Genomic DNA, 21,070 nt, shown 5'->3' with positions numbered 1-21,070 from the left:
TCGATTTGCGCCCTCGCCCCATGGGAAGCGATCAAATAGCGCTCGTTTCTCTGACTCCCGTGCCTCGCAGGGATCCGAGGACGATTTCAGGACAGGGATTCATCGATGTACTAGACGACGCCCAAAGCGTCCTTTACTTCCTCACCGAGACGATTGGAACGGATCGTATGCTGGAATAGGTTAGCGTCATAGCGAGTCTCTTGAAAGCGGAGGCTGCGAAGATGAACGGAACGAGCCTGTGAATTAGAAGTTCATGGCTGCAGCTGGGCAACAATTGAGACTATTGCGGATGGGAAATCCGGTTGGCGCGCAAAACACTTTTTGTTCGAAAGTCGCGCGCTCCTATCGAGTGGCGGTTCGAACCCCCACATCATCGGAGAGGAACGTAAGACGAGCGCCGGGAATAGGCTCCGCCGCCACGCAGCTGCTGAACTCGATGTGGCGCCCTAGGGATGGATGCTGCTCGGTCTTAATCCGAGTACTCGCAGCACAACATCATGTCTGCTGGGGGGGTGGCAAAGCCCGAGCAATCTTGCGAACCCGCTAGGCGACTTCGGCGGCCGGTTCCTTGGGCGTCTTTACGCGTGTTACGCTGCTTTTTCCATCGATGCTGACGGGTACTTCGCCGGCAACGGTTGCGCGACGAACGACGCGATGCTGGTCGCCGTAGTCGTACACCGCATAATGTTGCGTGGCGCGATTGTCCCACATTGCTACATCGCCTTCCTTCCAGCGCCAGCGCACTGTGTTTTCGAGCGCCGTGATATGAGACTGAAATAGATCAAATAATTTCTGGCCGTCGTATTTCGGAACACCAACGAAATTTTGCACCAGAGCGCCAAGCACTAGCGCGCGTTCGCCGGTCTCGGGATGCACGCGCACGACAGGATGCTCGGTCTGATAGATCGTTCTAGTGAAGATTTCGTCCAAATGCTTTTTGTCGAGCTCGCCGACGCGGGCCAATATTGCGTAGTCGAAGGCGTTGCTGTGAACGGCCCAAAGCTTGTCTGCAAGACGCTGCAGCGGCGGTGCTAGGTCGAGGTATGCCGTCACGGTGTTTGACCAGACGGTATCGCCACCGAATGGTGGAATCACTAGGCTTCGTAGTACCGCAATTTTGGGGTAGGCATCGACGAAGGTTCCGTCGGTGTGCCACAAGTCGGCGCGGCTACCGGCGCGGGCGGAATCAAGCTCGATGATTGACGCCGTACCTTTGATCGCACCGAGCGTCGGATGAGGTGCCAGCTTCCCGAAACGAAGGGCAAAGCGCTCTTGCTCGGCATCGTCGAGGTGTCCCTGGTCTCGGAAGAAGATGACCTTGTGCTCCAATAGCAACTCATTGATCGAGCCGATCGTCTGCTCCGGCAAACCGCCCGATAGCTTGACGTTGCGGATTTCTGCGCCGAGGCGCGCAGCGCATTTGACGATGTCGCTGCGAGGAACAACGCAATCCGACAAGACCGTATAAGTCATGGCTCCAAATCTCCAATTTGGCGGTTTCCGCTAAACTTAACTAGAGCTGTCGAACGCCAACTGCCGACCGCATAGCGGAATGCGTCAGATTCCTAGTGACAGCGCCGAGTTGGAGCTTGCGCTCCTGAAGCAACCTCGGACTTGTTGGTGCGACTCCGCTAAGGCTTAGTGCGGCTCTAAAGTTGACGTGGTCTATCAGTACGTTCAATTGCCAGAACTGGTAGTTGACCAATGCAAGAGCGCCTTGTCCTTCTAAGCGATTGAGGTCTCGTCCGCTGCCGAAGGAACAAGAAAGCTATTCGTATGGAAAAAGCGGTGGGAGGGGCGCAGAGATCGGTTCACATGGCCCTTTGAAGCTATCCGTGATGCTGCGCAAAATGCTGCAAACCGCAGTAGTGACGGTGAAGTGACAAGAGAGGGAAGTCTCTTCACTTCCTCTCGACTCGAGCCCAGAGACGAGGCGCCAGGGAGTGCTGTCCGAGATTCTGTCCCTTTGACGGTCCGTACGATTTGCGCGCACAGCGGCGGCGTTCAAGGCCAGGAGCTGCACGATACATCTAGCCAATAACAGCATAGCGGGGCCGAAAGCGGCTAGGACCATTTATAGCGCGCGATCGCACGTGACGGCGTGACGGCCACCTCTTCGTTCGGGTGGAAAGGCGCGCAGAGCTTCACATCACGATTGTTCGGTGACCTCGATGGCTCAATCGTTAGACCGTCAGGCTTGCCGATGCCGCAGCAAAGACGATCTCAGGGTTGACGTATCGCTTCTTCTGCAGATAATCGGAGGCGTCGAGGTTCTCCAGCTCTCACTCGATCTGGAGCTAAGAGGGAAGCCGGTGCGCTCTTGATCCGCTCAGGATTGAAGTAATGCCGGCGCTGCCCCCGCAACTGTAAGCGGCGAGCTCGCATCCAAACGTGTCACTGAAGCAGAAGCTTCGGGAAGGCGGGATGCAGGCGATGACCCGCGAGCCAGGAGACCTGCCCCGACAACATATTCGTCCACGGGCGGGGTGTCCGGTGGTACGCCTAGTGCGTTTCCGCCATGGCCTTTGCCCCCACACACAATGGGGTTAAAGCTATGTCTCTTCTCTCACTTCCTGTCGCAACCCTCGGCACGCCGCGTATCGGACCGCGCCGTGAGCTCAAGCTGGCGCTCGAAGCCTACTGGGCCGGTAAGATCAGCACCTCGCAGCTTCTTGAAGCAGCGGCCGGTCTTCGTGTCGCCAATTGGGCACGTCAGAAGTCGCTGGGCGTCAGTGTCATCCCATCAAATGACTTTTCGCTTTATGACCAGGTTCTCGATACGAGCGTCATGGTTGGCGCCATTCCCGAGATGTATGGCTGGGACGGCGGGCCGGTCTCGCTGCAGACCTATTTCGCCATGGCACGAGGCTCGCAAGATAAGGAACAAGGCGCGAGCCGCGGTCAAGCCCGAGCTCATGGCGCCGCTGCGCAGGAGATGACTAAGTGGTTCGATACCAACTACCACTACATGGTGCCCGAATTCCATAAGGGACAGACCTTCAGGCTCTCCTCCCGCAAACCGATCGAGGAATATGAGGAGGCGAAAGCCCTTGGCTATCAAACGCGTCCTGTCTTGGTCGGACCGGTCACCTTCCTGAAGCTCGGCAAGAGTGCCGATCCGACATTTGATCCGATTTCGCTGCTCGAGAGCCTCGTACCCGTCTATGTCGAGGTGCTCAAGGAACTGGCGAAACGTGGAGCCGAGTGGGTCCAGCTTGACGAGCCGTATCTGGTGCTTGATCTCGACGAGACGACGCGGCGTGCGGTCCAGCGTGCCTATGGACGTCTTGCTGAGGAGGCGCCTGGCATCAAAATCATGCTTACGACTTATTTCGGAGCGATCGGCGACAATCTGGCGACCGCTCTGGGACTGCCTGTGGCCGGGTTGCACGTGGATCTTGTCCGCGCTCCCCAGCAATTGAGCCAAATTGAAACCAACGCCCGCGCGGACCTCGTGGTTTCGCTCGGCGTCATCGACGGCCGCAACGTGTGGCGCTCGAACCTGTCTGCACTGGTCGAGCGGCTCAAGCCTTTCATTGCAAAGTTCGGCAAGGATCGCGTGCAACTCGCCCCGTCTTGCTCGCTCTTGCATGTCCCGATCGACGTTCAGCTCGAGACCGATATCGATTCGGATGTGAAGAGGTGGCTTGCTTTCTCGGTGCAGAAGATCGACGAGCTCGCGGCCTTGGGGAAAGCACTCGCAGGCGACGGAAGCGCCATTGCCGCGCTTTCCGAATCAGACCGTGCAGCGAAGGCTCGCCGGGCATCACCGAAGATCTATAACAGGGCTGTCGCACAGCGGGCGGCGGCGATTGACGAGGCTATGTGCCGTCGCAACAGCGCTTTTACGACCCGTGCCGAGGTTCAGCGCAAGCGTTTCGGCCTGCCGCTTTTTCCCACGACAACAATCGGCTCGTTCCCACAGACCGCGCAGGTACGCAACGCCCGCTCCGCGCGTGCCCAGGGACAGTTGACAAAGGCGGAATATGAACAATTCCTGAAAGAGGAAACGGCTCGGGCCGTCCTTTGGCAGGAGGAGATTGGGCTCGACGTTCTTGTTCACGGCGAGTTCGAGCGCAACGATATGGTCCAGTATTTCGCTGAACAGCTTTCCGGCTTCGTGTTTACAAAGCATGGCTGGGTGCAATCTTACGGCTCACGTTACGTTCGTCCGCCCATTCTGTTCGGCGATGTCTCGCGGCCGAAGCCGATGACCATCGAATGGTGGCGCTACGCGCAGTCCCTAACCAGAAAGCCGATGAAGGCCATGCTTACGGGGCCGGTGACGATCCTAAATTGGTCGTTTGTCCGCGACGATATTCCGCGGAGCGAGGCCTGCCGTCAGATCGCGCTCGCCATCCGTGATGAGGTCGCCGAACTGGAAAGAGCCGGCGCAACCATGATCCAAATCGATGAGGCCGCACTACGCGAAGGTTTGCCTCTCCGCCGCTCCGATTGGAAGTCTTATCTCGACTGGGCAGTGGAAAGCTTCCGCCTCTGTTCCTCCGGTGTTGCCGATGCGACGCAGATCCATACCCACATGTGCTATTCGGAGTTCAACGCCATCATCGATGCAATTGCCGCGATGGACGCAGATGTCATCTCGATCGAAACGTCCCGTTCTAAGATGGAGCTGCTCGACGCATTCACTGCCTTCAAATACCCAAACGACATCGGCCCTGGCGTCTACGACATCCACTCGCCTCGCGTTCCCGAGGCTGCTGAGATGGCGGATCTCATCGCGCGAGCCCGCCAACGACTGTCGGATTCACAGCTCTGGATCAATCCGGATTGCGGCCTAAAGACCCGCAAATGGACCGAAGTCCGTCCGGCGCTCGTCAACATGGTTGCCGCGGCCCGCGAAATGCGCAACGCGATATGGAGTCGTAAATGTCTGAAGCAAAGTGGAAGTTGACGAAGTGTATGGGTGCGGCCTGCCTAGGCCTACTCCTAGCGGCGCCGGCAAAGGCGCAAGCGATCTGGACCTGGACCAACCAATACGGATCAACCCTAGCGGTAGACAACTATAATCCGAACACAGGCGCGATTTCCGGCACTTATACGAACAATGCGAGCAATAGCTGCGATGAAGGTACTCCTCAAGCGTTGACGGGCTGGCTCGCGCAGACCAGTAGCGGCGCGGCGATCAGCTTTTCGGTGAATTTTGTAGGCTGCGGATCGACAACGGTGTGGACTGGGCAGCTGAACGCTGCATCGGGATTTCAGGGACTCTGGCTACTTTCGCTCGCCGAACCGGTGGCATGGAATGGCATCAGCGCCGGCGCGGACACGTTCACCTTTGCAAGCGGCGACAAAGCGAAACTGCCTTCCGCTAGCGGAGAGGTGGCCAAGAGCGGTGCAGGCGAGAAGCTATCGAATACAAAGAACCGCAAATGACATGACCTGCCTGCGGCAAGAGAAAGAACGTCATCACGCTAATCTCTTATCCCGCCTTTATCGTGCGCCGACGCTCGCTCCAAAGCTGATTTGATATCGAACTCGAGATCGGTCCCTGCCGAGCCTGAATCGCCCACCTGTTCAGGCTCGGTCTTGTCGTTGGAATTCTAGGGAGGCTGACGTATCGATGGGCCAAGGTTCGGACGCTCGCGCCTGGCCCTTTTTGCGCACATCGTCGGGATCAAGTTACGCCTTAAGCCGATTTGGCGTGATGTCCTTTAGCAGGTCCGCTCCGAGAGTCGCCCACGCTGCGGACAGACCTTAAACCCCCGAACGTCCTCTACTTAGGCGTTCAGACAGGAATGTCATCATTATGGATAGCCAGGAGTTTGAGATTACCGGCGATGCACGTTGCAACAACTAGAATGATTGCCATTCCGATCATGCCAGTTTCAAAGGATCCTGTTCTGTCCTTAAGAAAGCCGACCATGTAGGGGCCGACGAAGGCGCCAAAGGCACCAATGGAATTGATGAATGCGATGCCTCCGGCGGCAGCGGGACCGGTAAGAAAACTCTGCGGGATCGTGTAGAGGATTGTGCGCGCGGAAATCGTGCCGATCAGAGCAAGTGTCATGCATGTGAGCGCCGGTACAAGCGACGTGAGCATTACCGATAAGACAAGTCCGGTGGCGCCAAGCATCAATGCGGCGATCAGATTAGAGATCTTTTGCCCCTTGCGATCGACAAGGCGCGCCCAGAGCAACATGCCTATTGTCACAAAGAAATAGGGCATGGCTGAGAGCCAGCCAACCTGCATGTTGTTCAAGTTGTGGCTCTTCAAAATCAGAGGGAGCCAGATACCGATCCCATAGGAGCTGATCGTGAAAGCGAAAGTGATGCCCGTCAACATTACCACGCGAACATCCTTTGTCGCAGCCCAGAGATCCTTTCTGACTCTATCGTGCTTTTCCCCAGCGAGCTCGCCCAGCAACGCTTCCCGCTCGCGGGGCGTCAGCCACGCTGCTTTGTCCGGTGTGTCGGCTAGCAGAACGAGACATAGGAAGCCGAGCAGGCAGGCCGGAAGACCTTCGATGAGAAACATCCATTGCCAGCCGGCCAGCCGCCACACTCCATCCATTCCTAACAACGAAGCCGATAGCGGATTGCCGATCAAAGAAGACAACGGTGTTGCAGCCATGAACCAGGCGAGGACCCCGGTTCGCGATCGCGCCGGAAACCAGATCGAGATGTACCAGATGACCCCGGGAAAAAAGCCTGATTCGAAAACACCCAAAAGAAAACGGATCGCGTAGAAGCTGTATGATCCGGCGGCGAACGCCGTCGCCGCGGCCGCAAGGCCCCAGGTCATCATGATACGAGCCAGCCAGCGGCGCGCACCGAAGCGATACATCATCATATTGCTGGGTATTTCCAGCAGGCAGTAACTAAAGAAGAGGATCCCGGCGCCCCAGCCGAATTGTTCGGCACTTAGGCCAATGTCGTCGTTCATCTGTAACGCGGCGATGCCGACACTGGTACGGTCGAGGTTGTTGAAGAAATAAGCGATGCCCAAAAGCGGCACGAGCCGCCGCGTATTCTTGGCGACAGCGCTCCCGACCGATCCAGACCTCACCTCGTCCTCGGCACGACACTGGTCACCAACCAACTCCAACAATTCGTTACGCTCCTAAAACAAGTCGCTGCTCACCGCACATTTTGCTCAAGCTTTGGAGCTGCACTGCGACACCAGGCTGATATTATCGAAACCCATGGCCGGAGTGTCCGATCGAAGATCGACAACACTTCTACGGGCGCTGCCCGCGCTCAGGATTTAACCTAGCGACGCATCGAATGGATGGCCCATCGTACATTGCTTCCAATTGAGGGCGGGCGACTATCCCTCATATGCGAGGTGCCAGCCCGAGCATCGCCCGAGCCTCCACTGCGGTGGCGGGCTCGTACCCAAGTTCTCGGATAATCCTTACCATCTTTTCGACCAGCCGCACGTTAGTGGCAAGTGTACCCTGCTCGAGGTAGAGATTGTCCTCTAGCCCGACACGAACATGGCCACCGGCGAGCACTGCGTGAGTCGTTGCGGGTAGCTGCGCTCGACCGATCCCACTAACGCAGAACATCGCTCCCTTGGGAAGATTCCCAATCAGCATATCGAGGATTTGCGGAGTGTAGGGCAATCCACCCTGAATTCCACGATCGGCTCCAAGAACGAAATTGACCCAATAGGGCGGCTTATCGAAACCTTTATTGATGAGGCGCACCGGATCTTGGACAAGGTGGGAAAGTGAGAAACATTCCCATTCAGGTTTGATGCCCGTCTTTTGGAACCGTTTCGCCATGATGTCGCAGCGGGTCGGCGAGGTGTTAACGACAATCTCGCGTCCGCCAAAGCTGGCCAGAACAGTGTGAGCGTCAAACGTCGCCATGTCGGCGCCGGCCTCGAGCCCTTTTAGGCGCTCTTCGAATATAACCTCGTCAAGCCCGGGCTCTAGGGATCGAACCATGTCTCCATCAACACCCCCGCCAGTGCTGTTGTTGATGATGATGCCGCACTTTTTCAGGATCCGAGAATTGATGTCTTGGTAGATTTCCGGATTACAGGTTGCGCCGTCGTCCGTCCTGCGCGCATGCAGCGCCACGATAGAGGCACCTGCATCGTAGCACCGGTACACATCCTCGGCGATCTCGCTGGGCTGGGTCGGCAGGTGTGGGTTTTGCGGCTTTTTCACCACACCTCCCGTCGGAGCAATCGTGACCATCACTTTGCTCTCAAACTTCATGCTACGTCTCCTGTCATCGACCGCTTAGCTCATTCAAGAGTGGATTTAGATCTGCTTCGGACGAGTCGTTTGGCATGGGCGCCGCCGCATACTGCCTCAACGCATGTTTTGGCTTCTGCAGCGCGTCATCCGCGACGATCTGCGCTCTCTTGCTCGCAAACGGAGCTGTTCAGCTCATGCGAAAAGTGGGCGGCGAAGACGCCACTTCGGCGCAACCGGCGTGTTCCGGTCATTTCATTCCTGCGGCGGGCCAGATTTCTGCATACGCAATGCCCGTGAAGTTGCCCTGGGACCAAAGGAGATTGTGTTTGTTCTTTCCATCAAGGTCGGCGGAATAGATCGAACCGGCGAGGTCCGTAACGAACATCTGATTGCCGGGAACGTCGAGTGCGATGCCGATTCCCTCCATCAGGTGCGTGATGAGAATTTCCGGCTCCGTCTTTAGATCGACGCCCGCGCGATTGACCGTGTTGCCACGCGGAGGATCACCGCGGTCGGTCCAATAGAGGACGCGGTTAGCGAGGTCCAACTCAAGGTGAATCGGCTCCGGCAAGCCATCGAATAGCACCTTGATGTCGGAGCGATTTGCCGGGCTCTCGCCGTCCGGAATATCGATGTTGGCGCGAAGGATTCGGCCTAGACCGGCATTGTCCGGACCTTTCTGCGTCCAGTAGAGCTGGCGGCGCTCAATGTCGATGGTGACGCCAATGCACCACCTTGTCGGGTCACGGCGGTCCACCTCACCGCGGCCTGCCTCGATGAGCGTCTCTATCCTCGAGCCGTCGAGATTGCACCGCATAACCCGCATCCCTTCGCGGTCAGACCAGTATAGCTTGCCGCATCTGCGATCGAGCTGGATCTGCTTCGGCGTGAAAGTGGCACCGCGGGGAACGATGACTCTTCGAGCTGTTCCATCGATATCGGCGCGCTCGATCGAGCCATCGTTGACGGCGACACCGGACCCCATGTTGGTCCAATAGATATGACCAGCGTGGACATCGATTGCGACCCCGTCTGGAAGCTGACAATCGGTAACAATAACTTTTCGATCGGAACCATCTGGGTTCATCGCTTGAATGCGGTTGGTGCTCACCTCGAGAAAGAACAGCCGACGAACTGGGAACTCCCCGGCGGGCGACACTTCCGATTTGACGGCGCTAGCGTCCGTCATGTTCTTCCCTCACGATTGAGCGGATGTGCTAGACGCAGGTCGCGTTCCAGCCTGATGATTCTTGTGATTCTTGCCGAACCGAAGCTTGCTCGTGCACGTGTGCGGACAGTCGTTTTCACACACGACCTTCTATCCCAGCTTCCCGGCGAAGGAATGCATTCTAAAGACGAAGATCAATACTTCGCAACCGCGTCACCCAAGCGGTAATTCACACGGACTAAACCGATGTCGATATCCTGACTGATGCGGGCGGTCCCTGCACGATCGCCCGCCGGGATGCCTACAGTTCCTGTCGAAAAAAAGAAGTCTACGTCCCGACGGCCCATGAACAAGTGATCGTACTCAATACCGACGGACCAATTGGGAGCGAAGCCAAATTCAAGGCCCGCGCCTACCGCACCACCCCAACGGGTTTCCCTGCCCTTATCGATTGTCAGCCCAGTTGCAGAATCTGAGACCCGATATTTCTCGCGGACGCCCGCAGCGCCCCCCTTCACATAGAGCAGCACATTATTCCAGACGTAACCGACCTGACCCGTGAACAACCCAAATGCGTCAATTCTGGATTCATCCTGGACGCCCGCGAAAGCAAGATTGACGTTGGAGCCCGCGAAATCTGCCCAGTTGCCCTGCGCCTCAAGGCCGAACACCGAGTTCGCTATCTGCCAGCGGTAGCCGACCTGACCGCCGGCGGTGCCTCCTGTCGCGTTATGGCATCCCATGGCGAGCGGCGGAGCAAAGATCAAACTACCGGCGTTGACGACGTCCCAGCACTGATGTGCGGAGCCGCCGCCCCCGTCAATGCCGGCGTAGAAGCCGCTCCAATCGTAGATCCGAGCGACCATTGGGAGGGCTTTGATGGAGGGCTGCGCCGCCAAATCAGCGGCGGAGACTGGCGCGGCCAGCGCGATAAGCGCTATCGTGCCCAGCAGGACTGCTTTCATTTTTGGCCCCGTTCCCTTGATGGTTGATCGACCAACATAGCCATGTGTCGGCCCTCTCCATCAATTGCCAAGGCTGGTAGTTGACTACACCGCAAGCATCCCCTGAGCATTCGACTGAGGAATAGAAGCTGATGTCGGTTGGCCAGGCATGCGTGATCACGTCGATTGGCACGCAATTGCTGGAACTGGATTACGAAAGAAAGCCACCACCTCGATGGTCGAGAGGATATCGATGTCAAACCCGAATTGGTTCTCGTGGTACTCTTTTCCATTCTTTGCGCCACTCAGCGGGGCAGTTAATCACGACATTGAAACGAATGTTGGCGAGCGACTCGACCAGGATGTAGCCAAAAAGATTAGCGTAGCCGAACGGTTTGACACCATCTCCGACGCCGTGGAAAACCTTGGTGAAACGCTCGGGACGCTCGCGAAGGCACTCGGGCAGACACCTTCACTGGAGACCTTCGGGGAGAAATCCGGGCAGACAACGCCGATGCGGCGGCTAAAAGACATGGTAGATGCGGTAAGCAAGATCAAAGACCGTCATCGCCGAGACGCCGATCTGGAAGCTAAGCGCGCGCTTAGCCAGCTGAAGACCGTTGACCCCGGCGCGATACAGCGAATTCATTCGTGAGTACGACGACGGCGTCTCTCGGAGAGACACTGGTCGGCCGCACTGAGCCCAGCTGTGCAAACCATAACCCCTGCTCTGACCCGCATTCGATCCTGATCTGCCGGAATTCACTTGCTGGGGGCCCCGACATCAGAGGCTAGCGTGTTCGGGTCTGACATTTGATCGCTCGATGAGCGTGTCGTACTGTTGAACAGCATCAATGCCGACCTCGCGATGCTTCGTCAGCAGGTCGATCAGTCTGGATGCGAAGTTCTCCCGAACAACAGCGGCCTAGAAAACGAGCGCGTCATCTCAGTGGTCTCAAACGGCGTGTCACCCATGCGGAACTTTCGAGGTCTTCTGGCGAGATCGCGTCTTCAGTGGCTGCTACTCGGCACGAATCTTCTTATCCAGGTGATCGCTCTCCGTGTGGGATCTTCTGCGCTGTCTGCCTTAAGACACCGATGCCTGAACTTCTACACGAAAGCCGACGCATTCCGGGGTCATGGTACAAAGCACACATTTTTCCTCTTCATAAATGAGGCTCGAGCACGTCATTCGTGGCATGGCAATTGCTGCGACCGATTGCAGAGCGGGCGACGATGCGCTCCTGCAGTCTCCGGCCCCGGGGGTTCACATGCGGCCTTCTCAATCGATCAATCGAGGCCATGCTGATGCTGTCGCCCGTGCGGAGTCGCCCTTGGTGTCGCGGCGCCGAGCTGAGCAAAGCGGCAGAGTTCGTCCCTACCGCATGTTGCCGCACAAAAGTCCTGAAAACGCGCCAGCGGCGACTTGCCGGTGTGTTTCCATGAACTGCATTTTCCATCGATGCTTTCCCCACACCAGGCAATTCCAGCGCACTAGCGCTGTTGCTAGCAATCACACCGAGAAAAGGAGATGAGGATGATGAAGGAAGCCGGGATCAACCATGACGTCGACGGGGCAGCAGGTGCATTTCAGGACTTTGCCAAGCATACCATCGGAACACAGACGGAGTTATCGAAAAGATTTTTCGACATCTATTCGCATTGGCATGAGCGCATTCAAACCGAATCTACGCAGGCGATAGAGCTCTTGGGGAAGCTTACTTCCACGACCTCGGCAAACGATCAAATCGGCTATCTTCAGAGCTGGATGAAAGGTGCCACACAGCGGGCGTCGCGGGATGTGATCTACTCGATTGAGACCGCGAAAGCTCTCGCGAACGCCGACCTTCCGCTGCTCGCCAGCCCGGAGCTCTTCAAGCCGACAACTCTCTTCCCGCATTTGGCATCGTTCAACTTGCCAGCCGGGGCCGGGATCAACTTCCATTACGGTTCTTGGCAGCTGCCGACGCTCCGGATTGAAGGATGTCGACCAGAGCATTGAAAGTTGGGCTTTCTAACCAGTAGTTCACAGGAAGACGGGGTCCTTCGGAAGGAGCGCCGCCAGCACATGTCATTGGCGCTCGTTGGTCGCAATGACGTTCACTTCCGACGCTAGCAACGCCACCAATATCATTTCGGACGGGCGATGATCGTCAGCCGAGCCGTGCATGACCGCATTAGATCGGTTAGGCGAACCCGGCGGTGCCGTTACGGGCGCCCCTTGTGCCGCCATCTCGGAGCAGCGGATGCCGGCAACTATCGGCATCACGATGTTTTTGTCTCGGCTGTTAGGTTCGCGACCGGTTGTTTGCCTTTTGCTAGCTCCCTTCGGAGAGCATCGACGTCCCAATGATGCCCTCCGAGGCCAATTGTGCGATCTCGGCGCAGGAGAGCCCGAGAAGACCCGATAATACCTCGCCGTTATGCTCTCCAAGCGCCGGCGCGGCTGTGCGGATGGCAACCGGCCCCGCACCATCGCGGATCGGCATTGACGGTTGTGGATACAAACCAATGAACGCGCGTTCCACTTCCTGCAGAAATGCACGCGACCTGAGATGCGGGTCCTTGAGCAGGTCAGTTGGCTGCCGGGCCACGCCGGCCGCAATTCGTCCCGCTTGCAGCTTCGACATCGCCTGGTCGGCGTCACGGGTGTGCGTCCAAGCTTCGATGGCCCTCTCTATCTCGTCCTCGATACAGCGGCGAGCTTCTGCAGATTGCAGCGATGCATCTATCGCCCAGTCTGGCCGTCCAATGAGGATGGCAAGCCTCTGCCACATCTTATCGTCGATCGCGGCTAGCATGACCCAGCTATCCTCACCCAAGCATCGGAAGCAGCCATGCGGAACGAACTGTGGATGTCGAGTCCCATACTTGGGAGGCGACATGCCGCCAATCGACTGAAGGGTGATCCATGGCGCCGCAAACGGCATCATGCATTCGATTTGCGCAAGGTCAATGAACTGTCCGCGCCCGGTGTTGCGGGCGTGAATCAACGCGACCAGAACTGCGGCGCAGCCGTTCAATCCGCCGACGGCATCCCCAAAGGCGACGTGGCTCATTACGGGTGGCCCATCCGGATTTCCGACTACGATCGGCAACCCTGCCCCCTGCTCGAGCGTCGAGCCGTAAGCCCGACAATCGCGATAGAGGCTGTTCGCGCCGAAAGCTGACATCGACAACATGACAAGCCGAGGATTGAGTTTTCGGAGCACATCGTAGCCAAGCCCGAGCTTTGGCAGCACATCAACCGAATAATTGTCTGCGACGACATCGGCTCCCGCCAAAAGACGCTTGGCAAGAGCGAGGCCTTGGGGCCGGGTGAGGTCGAGTGTGATGCCGCGCTTGTTGCGATTCATGACACAGAAGGCTTGGCTCCTTTCATACATCGTCGCAGTTCTGTTTGGCGTTATGGTTTGAGGAGTATCGGCCACTGAGGAGTATCGGCCACGCGCACGGCCCGACGAACGCAGCGTGCCTGTTGTGTTCAGGACAGCCCCCACGAACAGGCACACAAAACAGTCGATGTTGCCGCCTTTTGCTCGCGACGGAGCCCCTCCAGCGATGTTGTCTCAGGAAAACCTAATCACCAGCCCTGGACGACGCATCGTCAGGCTTGAGATGCCGTTTCCGAACATTGTAACTGACCAGCCAAATCACGCCGACGGCGATCGGCACGAAAGCCGCGGTTACGGACGCTGGCTCTACGTGCAGTCCGACATCCTGCGCGCCTTTGGCAAGATAGGCAAATAGGCTGACCACATAATATCCGATGGCCCCGACTGACAATCCCTCGACCGTGGACTGCAGGCGAAGCTGTTGCCTCGTCCGTTCATTAATTGAGCGCAAAAGGTCGCGATTCTGTTGCTCGATTTCAACGTCCACGCGTGTTCGCAACAGGTCCGCGGCGCGGGCCAGCTTGTCCGATAGATTCGCCTGACGCTCCTCCATCGTTGCGCAGGTTCGTATAGCAGGCGCCATACGGCGCGCGAGGAAGGCCGACCAAGTTGGATAATCCGCGACGCTCTCGCCTTCAACGATCGATAATCGCGATTGAACCAGCTCGTTGTATGCTCTGCTCGCACCGAAACGGAACAAACTGCCTGCCACATCTTTTTCAAAGGAGACTGCCAGCGCCGTCAGCTCCTGAAGGAGATGGTTGTTGACCTTTAGCCCTTCCGCGCCCTGCATCTCCTCGAGCACCTCGACGAGACGGCGATCTATTCGATCGACCGATGGGCCAAGCTCCAGCGCCGTCGATAGACCAAGCAGGGCTAGGGACCTGTAGGTCTCGATTTCTAACAAACGCTGCACCAGCGCGCCGAGATCGTGTGGCGTCAATCCGCGATCGTGGACCAGAATTCTGGTGAAACCCTTATCGTCAGTGCGAAAGTCGGAGGCCACAACGCTCGCCCCGCCTTTGACGTTGACCATCGCCAGGCTACTTTTCTCAAAAATCTGCTCGGCGCGCTCGGTCGGACAAGTGCCCCGTTCTGCCTCTAACTTGATCGCGGCAAGTAGTTCTCCAGCCTGCGATAGTGCACGGATTAGTGACTGCGCGGAGTTATGGACGTCGCCGAATTGACGAGCGGCTAGACTGTTCGTGGTGCTCCAGATCCAAGTGAAGGTCGCAAATTCCGAGTGCTGCTCCCAGCGTAGCGCCACCGATCCGAACTCGATCTGATGATGCTTCGCGGACGGCTCGGGCGGGGTTACCTTGTGCTGCCGACAGAATTCGATGAACCGGCGGCGATCATTTGCCGCATCGTCACCCTTCGCGAGAAATACAAAACGCACCATGCCGAGCGACGAAACTAGACTGGCAAACGGCCGCGCATGCACTTCGCCGAGGACAGCCTTCCGCTCCGGATGTAGTTTGAATGATGCCAAATCCAATTCATTGCCCATTGAGGCCTCCCGAGTCAGCAGCATTCGCATCACCGCGAGCGGCATGGTCGGCGCCACCGAGTCGGTGCGACCGCTAGCAAGAGATCAAGCTCGGATCGACGGCCTTGAGCTTGCAAATGAGACCTTGCGCGAGCCAGATCGCCAGGCAATCGATCTCGAACGCGATCATCGAGGCGTCTGTTGAAGTTGTCGGAGCCATCAGCTCTACGTACTGCAGGCTTTTGGACAAATTGCCGCCATTTTGCGCCAGCAGTGGAGCTACATCCGCATCGTCGCTTTGATACATTAAGTTTCAAATGCGCCTCCGTTTCGTAAGCCTCGGCGTTGCGTTTTTGTGCAGTGCAGGATTTGGGCCAGTGGACACGCGAACACGCGCGTTGCCTTTCAGGCACCATGTCAGTCTCGCGACAACTTGGTCACTCCTGGCATCGGCACTTATGGTCGGAATCGGACGCACGACACCGAACAAAACGGCCTGTACGCTTCTCGCCTAGCCACGCGTGCGCGAACCGGCTCAACGCTCTGGCATAGCTATCCTTCGCCGTATGATTAATCACATCGCGACCCAGAAGGCTTGTTTAAGCTACAACTCAGCTTGCTCGATACGCAGGAGCGAGTAACACGCTTACACAGCACACCGAGACAAGCGCCTCGGGCTGCAGAATTTCTTCCCTGTGAGCGAATTGAGCCCGATCGATCGCGCCAGGGCCACCTGTTCGGGGCTCGCGCGTTGCGAGCTGCAATCGACGAGCTGGTTAAATGCGATCGTCGAGGAACACTATCATCGCCACTTTAACGTCTAAGGGGCGCATGCAAATCAGCGCCCTGCAGCGAAGCCGGTCTCACATTCGCTTTTCACATGACGCGCACAGAATGACTTGTGGGTCGATAGTCTACTTTGAACTGCCACAAATTAGCGGAGTCGCGGAGCAACTTTGGACAAACCTCGCCTCAGCACCGGATATGCATAACTCAGCAGATCAATGCCAGGAACATGGATGTCGCATATACCACTAAACCGCTGCGGCTCTCTTTTAAAGTGGAAGCATGTCCTAAAGCGTTTCTGTGCCCTTCAGCTTCGGCGCGATAGGTCGAGTTGGTCAAGAGTTTGCTACCTAAACAGCCGTTTGCGCTGAGGGCTTGTTGACGAACTATCAGTCTGTAAACTCAAGCTTGAATTTGCCAAAACCAGCTGGCGTTGCTTTGAAGTCGACCGTCTTATCTGCGAGACACTCCAGGGTACCTGATGCGAATTTAAACGACGTCTTACCGTACGCCTCGACTCCAACGGCTTTGTCTTCCTCTAGGACAATGTCCCCCGCGCCTTCCAAAAGCTGCTCGGCTGCAAAACCATCGGGGGAGCGGTGAAGACTGAACGAAGCCAAAAAATTTCCTTCCTCGTTATCAAGCTCGACGACAGTAATTGCTGTCACTACGGCTTCATGGAATACCCCATCAACGCCTGTGCACGCATATTGGAAGCTGATGACGTCGTGTTCATTGCGATCACCCACTGGATATCGAGTTGAATCGACCATGGTGCAGTCGTAGCGCCCGATTGTGCCAGCGAGCGTGACTCCACCCATCCCGATCAAGCCGAATGCGGAACATAGTATAGTGGCAAGAGAGGCTCGTGTCATTTTGGTTACGTCTTCTGAAATGCGATTCTCGCACCCCATGTACAACTTTACGTAACGTCAGATTCAACCCCCTTCGGAAGGGGACGTAACGTCCATCTGTTCGACTAGAACGGCGGCTCTTAGTTCGCTTACAGCGTCTGGCCGTCGATGCCAGCATATCTGTGGACATTATAGCGTACGGATGTCGACAAATTACAATCGTCGCCGGAGAGGAGAATGGTGTTGAGGCGGCCGCGGTCTTGGCAACTTTGGTCACAGGATAGCGCCCTCCGTCGCCGCTGAAACAGACGTCTCTCGGTCAGCCACATGCGGAATTTCGAAAATTAGCGGTAAGCTACAGGCCACCAAGGCATCGAAAGCACAACGCTCCTCCCGCAAACGTCGCTCGAGATATTGGCGCTCGGGCCCATTTGGCTTGGCTTTCAGTAAACGGCGATATCGATGTATGCGGTTACGGTGGGTGCGCATGGCTGCAAACTCCTCGCTCATCATCCTCTTCACGCTTTTGTCCGTGCTTAAATCGTGCCAATGCGCTGATTGGCGAGAGACCCTGACGTGCTTTCGCAGCACCTGTTTTCGCGGCAAATTGCTGTTCGTGCGGTCGGCGGCGGATGGTCAAGCAGCACTCCCAACGTCGTGCACTGACGAACCATCGTCATGCGCTCTCAAACATTGGTGAAGCTAGCTCGTAATGCCAAGCGACAGACTGAACCTTCAAAATCTTCGGTCCTCATCGAAATCCTCTGCGGCGATCGAAATAGGTCTGCTCCGATTATATGCCGGAGGTTTACTGTTCGCCCGAAGCCCGAGCACGCTCATTCTTCGGACAGTTTCACGGACCCCTCGGTGGTTCGATCGGATCTTGATATGGAATCTCGAATTTCCTCGAAAGCTCTCAATTTGCCTTAGCCGAATTTGAACAGCACGCCGTAACCGCCTCGAGGATAGCTCCATTCAATGTCGCCGCTCTCCTCGCAAATTATTCGGCAAGTACCGCATTCGATGCAGCCATCGACGGTGGCCTCAACTTGGCCATCTTCGCTGAGCTCATAGCATCGCGCCGGGCAAGCCTTCAGCATCGACAAAAGCTGCGGCGATGGTTTGGCATGAGGGCGCACCTTGATATGGGGGCGGCCGGTATCGACGAGATAGCGGTTGTTGAATAGCTTGTCCTCGACACGCGTGAATAGCTCGATCGACATAGTTAGGTCCCCGTTTTTGACATCCAGTTCTTCCATTCACCGCCATGCGCGCACGAGGCGGAAGGCGTCACCAAACAGGCCGCTCCGTGAGCGCGCGTTTGTGAACGACTTGAGTGTGAGCTTTTCCTTGTCGATCTTAGGCGTGCCATCGACACGCACAAAATTCTGCATAGCTTTGGAAACAAGCTGCGGATAGGTCAGGAAGAAGTTTTGCGAGCGAGTGTGCATCAGCGCCGGCATATCCTTGTACTTCCTTAGATCCTTGATCACGAAAGATTCATCGAGCATCTTCTTATATAGCGCTAGGTTCTGCGGGATCATCGGTTGGGCCCTCGACTTGATCTTAAGAATCGCTTCCGCCGCAATTCTACCCGAAGTCATCGCGAGGTTTGATCCTTCACGATGAATTGTGTTGTTAAGCTGAGCGGCGTCGCCGATCACCACCCAGCCCTTGCCGTAGAGTTGGGGTATCGCCTTGAAGCCTCCCTCCGGGATTAGATGCGCGGAGTATTCCTTCACCTCAGAGCCTTCTATCAGTGGGGCGACCGAAGGATGACGCTTGAAACGATCGAGCAGGCCATAAGGCGTCTCGCCGGTGCGCTGGAAATCGGCGACCAGGCAGCCGATACCCAGCGAGATGCATTCCTTGTTGGCGTAGATGAAGCCCATGCCCGTCATGCCGCAAGAAATGGTGCCTACGGCCTCAATCACTACCCCTTCGTCACCCCTGAGATTGAAACGCGCCTCAATGGTCTCGCGCGGCAGGAAGTGCATTTCCTTGACTGCAAGCGCGACCTTCTCGGGCTTTGGCCGCTCACGCAGGCCAGCCCGCGTACCGAGCATGCCGTTCACGCCCTCCGCCAACACGACGATATCACCGTGGATCTCCCCATCGCGGCGATCGGTCTTCACGCCGATGACCTTGCCAGAGTCGTCTCGTACGAGGTCGGTGACCGTGGTCTCGCATAATACCGTGGCCCCGGCTTCGCGAACCTTTTGCGAAAACCACTTGTCGAATTGGGCTCGGATGATGGTGTAACGGTTCGGCTTCTCCTCGTTAAAATCTTCGGATCGGTAGTGCAAGCCGGTGTGCGAGCGATCGTCCATCATCCAGAAGCGCTGCTCGACCAAGTGTCGCTCAAGCGGAGCATCCTCACGGAAGTCAGGGACCAGCTTCTCGAGCATGTCGGCATAGAGGATCGCGCCCTGCACATTCTTCGAGCCCGAATACTCACCGCGTTCGAGCTGCAGCACCTTCATGCCGCCCTCGGCCATGGTGAGCGCGGCCGCATTGCCGGCCATGCCTGCGCCAACCACGATGGCATCGAATCTTTCCTCAATCATGGTCGTACTCCTTTAACCTGCTATCCGATCGCGGGCATGCGGCGACAGCCGCTCGCGGAACGCAGCGATGAGCGGCGGTAAGAAGTGAATGGCATCGGTAATGATGCCTATATGAGCGAAGTCGAAGATTGGCGCGTTCTTATCAGTGTTGATAGCGACGATAAGATCGGCCCCCTCGACACCAACTCGGTGCTGGATCGCTCCCGAAATGCCGGCAGCGATATAGAGCTTTGGTCGGATCGTCTTGCCCGTCTGGCCAATCTGGCGATCGGAGGTGACCCAGCCCTTCTGCACCAGCGGCCGCGAACTGCCATATTCGGCACCAAGCGCGCTCGCCAGTTGGTGTACCAGCTGAAAATTCTCGGCTGATCCGAGCCCGAGGCCGCCCGCGACGACGGCGTCGGCATAAGCAAGGTTGGATTTTTCTGAGTTGCGGTCGGGCAGGAAATCGAGAACTTTTGTGACGATGTCGTGTTCGACCAGACCGAGTGAGTGCGTGATAATGCGACCGACCGGTCGCGCGATGCGGTTTGGCATCGGCATCACACGTGGCCGGACAGTTGCCATCTGCGGACGGAAGTTCAGCGTATAGATCGTGCACAGTAAGGAGCCGCCGAAGGTGGGGCGCGTCGCAGCGAGCGATCCGTCGGCGTCGACGTCGAGCTCGGTGCAATCCGCAGTTAGCCCCGTGAGCAGCGTGGTTGCGACGGAGCCTGCGAGATCCCGGCCGAGCGTAGTGGCGCCCAACAGCAGGATCTCCGGCTTATAGCCGTTGACGAGGTCGGTCAGAGCCTTCGTGTATGATTCGTTGCGATAGTCGGCCAAAAGATTATTGGAAACGATGTAAACGAGGTCAGCGTCATAACAGAAAGACTCGGCAACCGCCTGCTGTGTCGCCTCGCCTTCTGGTCCGATGATAACTGCCGCGAGATCCACCTTGAGCTTGTCCGCAAGCCTACGGCCGGCCCCCATGAGCTCCCACGATACGGGGTGCACAATACCGCGTTCCTGCTCTATGAAGACCCAGACGTGCTTGTAGGCCTTAAAGCGCTCAGGCAACTCCTTCTTGGTCGCGGCGCGGCCAGAAGCTGCGGCCGGAGCGCGGCTTTTGGAGGTGGTGCTCATGGTATCGGTTTTCCTTGCATACTAGCCACGCGCCGACGCCGCGAGATCAGCTTTCGAGTTCGTCTGGCCAGCGAGGATCACCCCTCTAATAAGCGCCGCGGCCGGGTTGCTTGCCGAACTTCGATTAGAAAAGTCTTGCTGTGTGACCGAGGCCCAAATAGGCGTTCGGCAAAGACGCCGAGCGACGTGCAAACGGTTCTTGCAAGTTGGGCCTTCCCGCCTGTGGCACGACGATCTTGTTCACAGGGTGCACTCGCATCTGCGCGGAAACAGGAACTTGTTTAGTGCAGACTACGATGTGCATGCGCTTCTCCAAGGCTTTGCTGCGATACAGCAAGTGTCGTACCAACTGGGTACGCAGTCGAATTGCGGTATAAAGACAGGGCGTATGAAGCCCGCGGCGTGCCCTTCGTCCGAGGGGGGCCGGAGGCCCGACAGAGATACGGGGACCACCCGTCGGAAATCGAACAGGGCCATTTTTACCAAGACACAGCGATATTGACTGGTTGGTGCCCAGGGCCATTCAGCTCGCGACTGTCGAAGTCTACCAAGCCACGGCCGCACGGTC

At 57.2% G+C, this 21,070-nt stretch carries 16 protein-coding genes and 1 riboswitch; of the genes, 4 read left to right on the top strand and 12 right to left on the bottom strand.

Annotated features, from left to right (window positions below; all coding sequences use genetic code 11):
• Window positions 1–543: 543 nt before the first annotated feature.
• Entirely contained in the window at window positions 544–1,473 is a 930-nt protein-coding gene (locus SE91_RS02520; RefSeq protein WP_061846448.1) for a TauD/TfdA dioxygenase family protein, read from the bottom strand.
• A 778-nt stretch (window positions 1,474–2,251) separates the two neighbouring features.
• Window positions 2,252–2,476, top strand: a riboswitch (cobalamin riboswitch).
• Between the two features lie 78 nt (window positions 2,477–2,554).
• Here SE91_RS02520 and metE point away from each other — a divergent pair.
• Window positions 2,555–4,915 carry a 5-methyltetrahydropteroyltriglutamate--homocysteine S-methyltransferase gene (gene metE, locus SE91_RS02515; RefSeq protein ID WP_061846447.1) on the top strand — a complete coding sequence of 787 codons (2,361 nt, stop codon included), beginning with the start codon at window positions 2,555–2,557 and terminating at the stop codon, window positions 4,913–4,915.
• Window positions 4,891–5,397: an avidin/streptavidin family protein gene (locus SE91_RS02510; RefSeq protein ID WP_245318280.1), complete on the top strand. Its 507-nt coding sequence runs from the start codon at window positions 4,891–4,893 to the stop codon at window positions 5,395–5,397. Before metE ends, SE91_RS02510 begins: the two co-directional genes overlap by 25 nt.
• Window positions 5,398–5,749: 352 nt before the next feature.
• Here the strand turns inward: SE91_RS02510 and SE91_RS02505 are convergent, their stop codons facing one another.
• The 4 genes from SE91_RS02505 to SE91_RS02490 all read right to left on the bottom strand — a co-directional run bounded on the left by SE91_RS02505 (window position 5,750) and on the right by SE91_RS02490 (window position 10,307).
• A complete protein-coding gene (locus tag SE91_RS02505) occupies window positions 5,750–7,072 on the bottom strand; it encodes an MFS transporter (RefSeq protein WP_197489410.1) in 1,323 nt (440 codons plus the stop codon).
• Window positions 7,073–7,298: 226 nt separating this feature from the next.
• The gene (locus tag SE91_RS02500; RefSeq protein ID WP_061846445.1) at window positions 7,299–8,192 is read right to left on the bottom strand and encodes a beta-keto acid cleavage family enzyme; all 894 of its coding nucleotides are present in this window, start codon (window positions 8,190–8,192) and stop codon (window positions 7,299–7,301) included.
• Between the two features lie 229 nt (window positions 8,193–8,421).
• Window positions 8,422–9,363: a 3-hydroxyacyl-CoA dehydrogenase gene (locus SE91_RS02495; protein ID WP_061846444.1), complete on the bottom strand. Its 942-nt coding sequence runs from the start codon at window positions 9,361–9,363 to the stop codon at window positions 8,422–8,424.
• 173 nt (window positions 9,364–9,536) lie between these two features.
• Window positions 9,537–10,307, bottom strand: a complete 771-nt coding sequence (locus SE91_RS02490; protein ID WP_061846443.1) for an outer membrane protein — start codon at window positions 10,305–10,307, stop codon at window positions 9,537–9,539.
• A 148-nt stretch (window positions 10,308–10,455) separates the two neighbouring features.
• On the opposite strand from SE91_RS02490, the gene SE91_RS02485 reads away from it, so the two are divergent.
• Window positions 10,456–10,941, top strand: a complete 486-nt coding sequence (locus tag SE91_RS02485; RefSeq protein WP_156489423.1) for a hypothetical protein — start codon at window positions 10,456–10,458, stop codon at window positions 10,939–10,941.
• An 882-nt stretch (window positions 10,942–11,823) separates the two neighbouring features.
• Window positions 11,824–12,288, top strand: a complete 465-nt coding sequence (locus tag SE91_RS02480) for a hypothetical protein (RefSeq protein ID WP_156489422.1) — start codon at window positions 11,824–11,826, stop codon at window positions 12,286–12,288.
• 316 nt (window positions 12,289–12,604) lie between these two features.
• Here the strand turns inward: SE91_RS02480 and SE91_RS02475 are convergent, their stop codons facing one another.
• The 7 genes from SE91_RS02475 to SE91_RS02445 all read right to left on the bottom strand — a co-directional run bounded on the left by SE91_RS02475 (window position 12,605) and on the right by SE91_RS02445 (window position 20,502).
• Window positions 12,605–13,672: a CaiB/BaiF CoA transferase family protein gene (locus tag SE91_RS02475; RefSeq protein ID WP_082813645.1), complete on the bottom strand. Its 1,068-nt coding sequence runs from the start codon at window positions 13,670–13,672 to the stop codon at window positions 12,605–12,607.
• Between the two features lie 193 nt (window positions 13,673–13,865).
• Window positions 13,866–15,191, bottom strand: coding sequence for a DUF3422 family protein (locus SE91_RS02470; protein WP_082813889.1), 1,326 nt, complete (start codon window positions 15,189–15,191; stop codon window positions 13,866–13,868).
• Window positions 15,192–15,264: 73 nt separating this feature from the next.
• Window positions 15,265–15,477 (bottom strand): hypothetical protein, encoded by a 213-nt coding sequence (locus SE91_RS02465; RefSeq protein ID WP_061846440.1) that lies wholly within the window; start codon window positions 15,475–15,477, stop codon window positions 15,265–15,267.
• A gap of 868 nt (window positions 15,478–16,345) precedes the next feature.
• Window positions 16,346–16,729, bottom strand: coding sequence for a hypothetical protein (locus tag SE91_RS02460; protein WP_156489421.1), 384 nt, complete (start codon window positions 16,727–16,729; stop codon window positions 16,346–16,348).
• Between the two features lie 1,007 nt (window positions 16,730–17,736).
• Window positions 17,737–18,033 carry a ferredoxin family protein gene (locus SE91_RS02455; protein ID WP_061846438.1) on the bottom strand — a complete coding sequence of 99 codons (297 nt, stop codon included), beginning with the start codon at window positions 18,031–18,033 and terminating at the stop codon, window positions 17,737–17,739.
• Between the two features lie 36 nt (window positions 18,034–18,069).
• Entirely contained in the window at window positions 18,070–19,377 is a 1,308-nt protein-coding gene (locus SE91_RS02450; RefSeq protein WP_061846437.1) for an FAD-dependent oxidoreductase, read from the bottom strand.
• Between the two features lie 12 nt (window positions 19,378–19,389).
• Complete coding sequence (locus tag SE91_RS02445; protein ID WP_061846436.1) at window positions 19,390–20,502, bottom strand: electron transfer flavoprotein subunit alpha/FixB family protein; 1,113 nt, start codon at window positions 20,500–20,502, stop codon at window positions 19,390–19,392.
• Between the last annotated feature and the right edge of the window lie 568 nt (window positions 20,503–21,070).

The organism is Bradyrhizobium sp. DOA1 (assembly GCF_001593325.1).
Taxonomy (GTDB): Bacteria; Pseudomonadota; Alphaproteobacteria; order Rhizobiales; family Xanthobacteraceae; genus Bradyrhizobium.
Note: the sequence above shows the minus strand (reverse complement) of the source record. Positions and strands in the feature narration are given on the sequence as shown.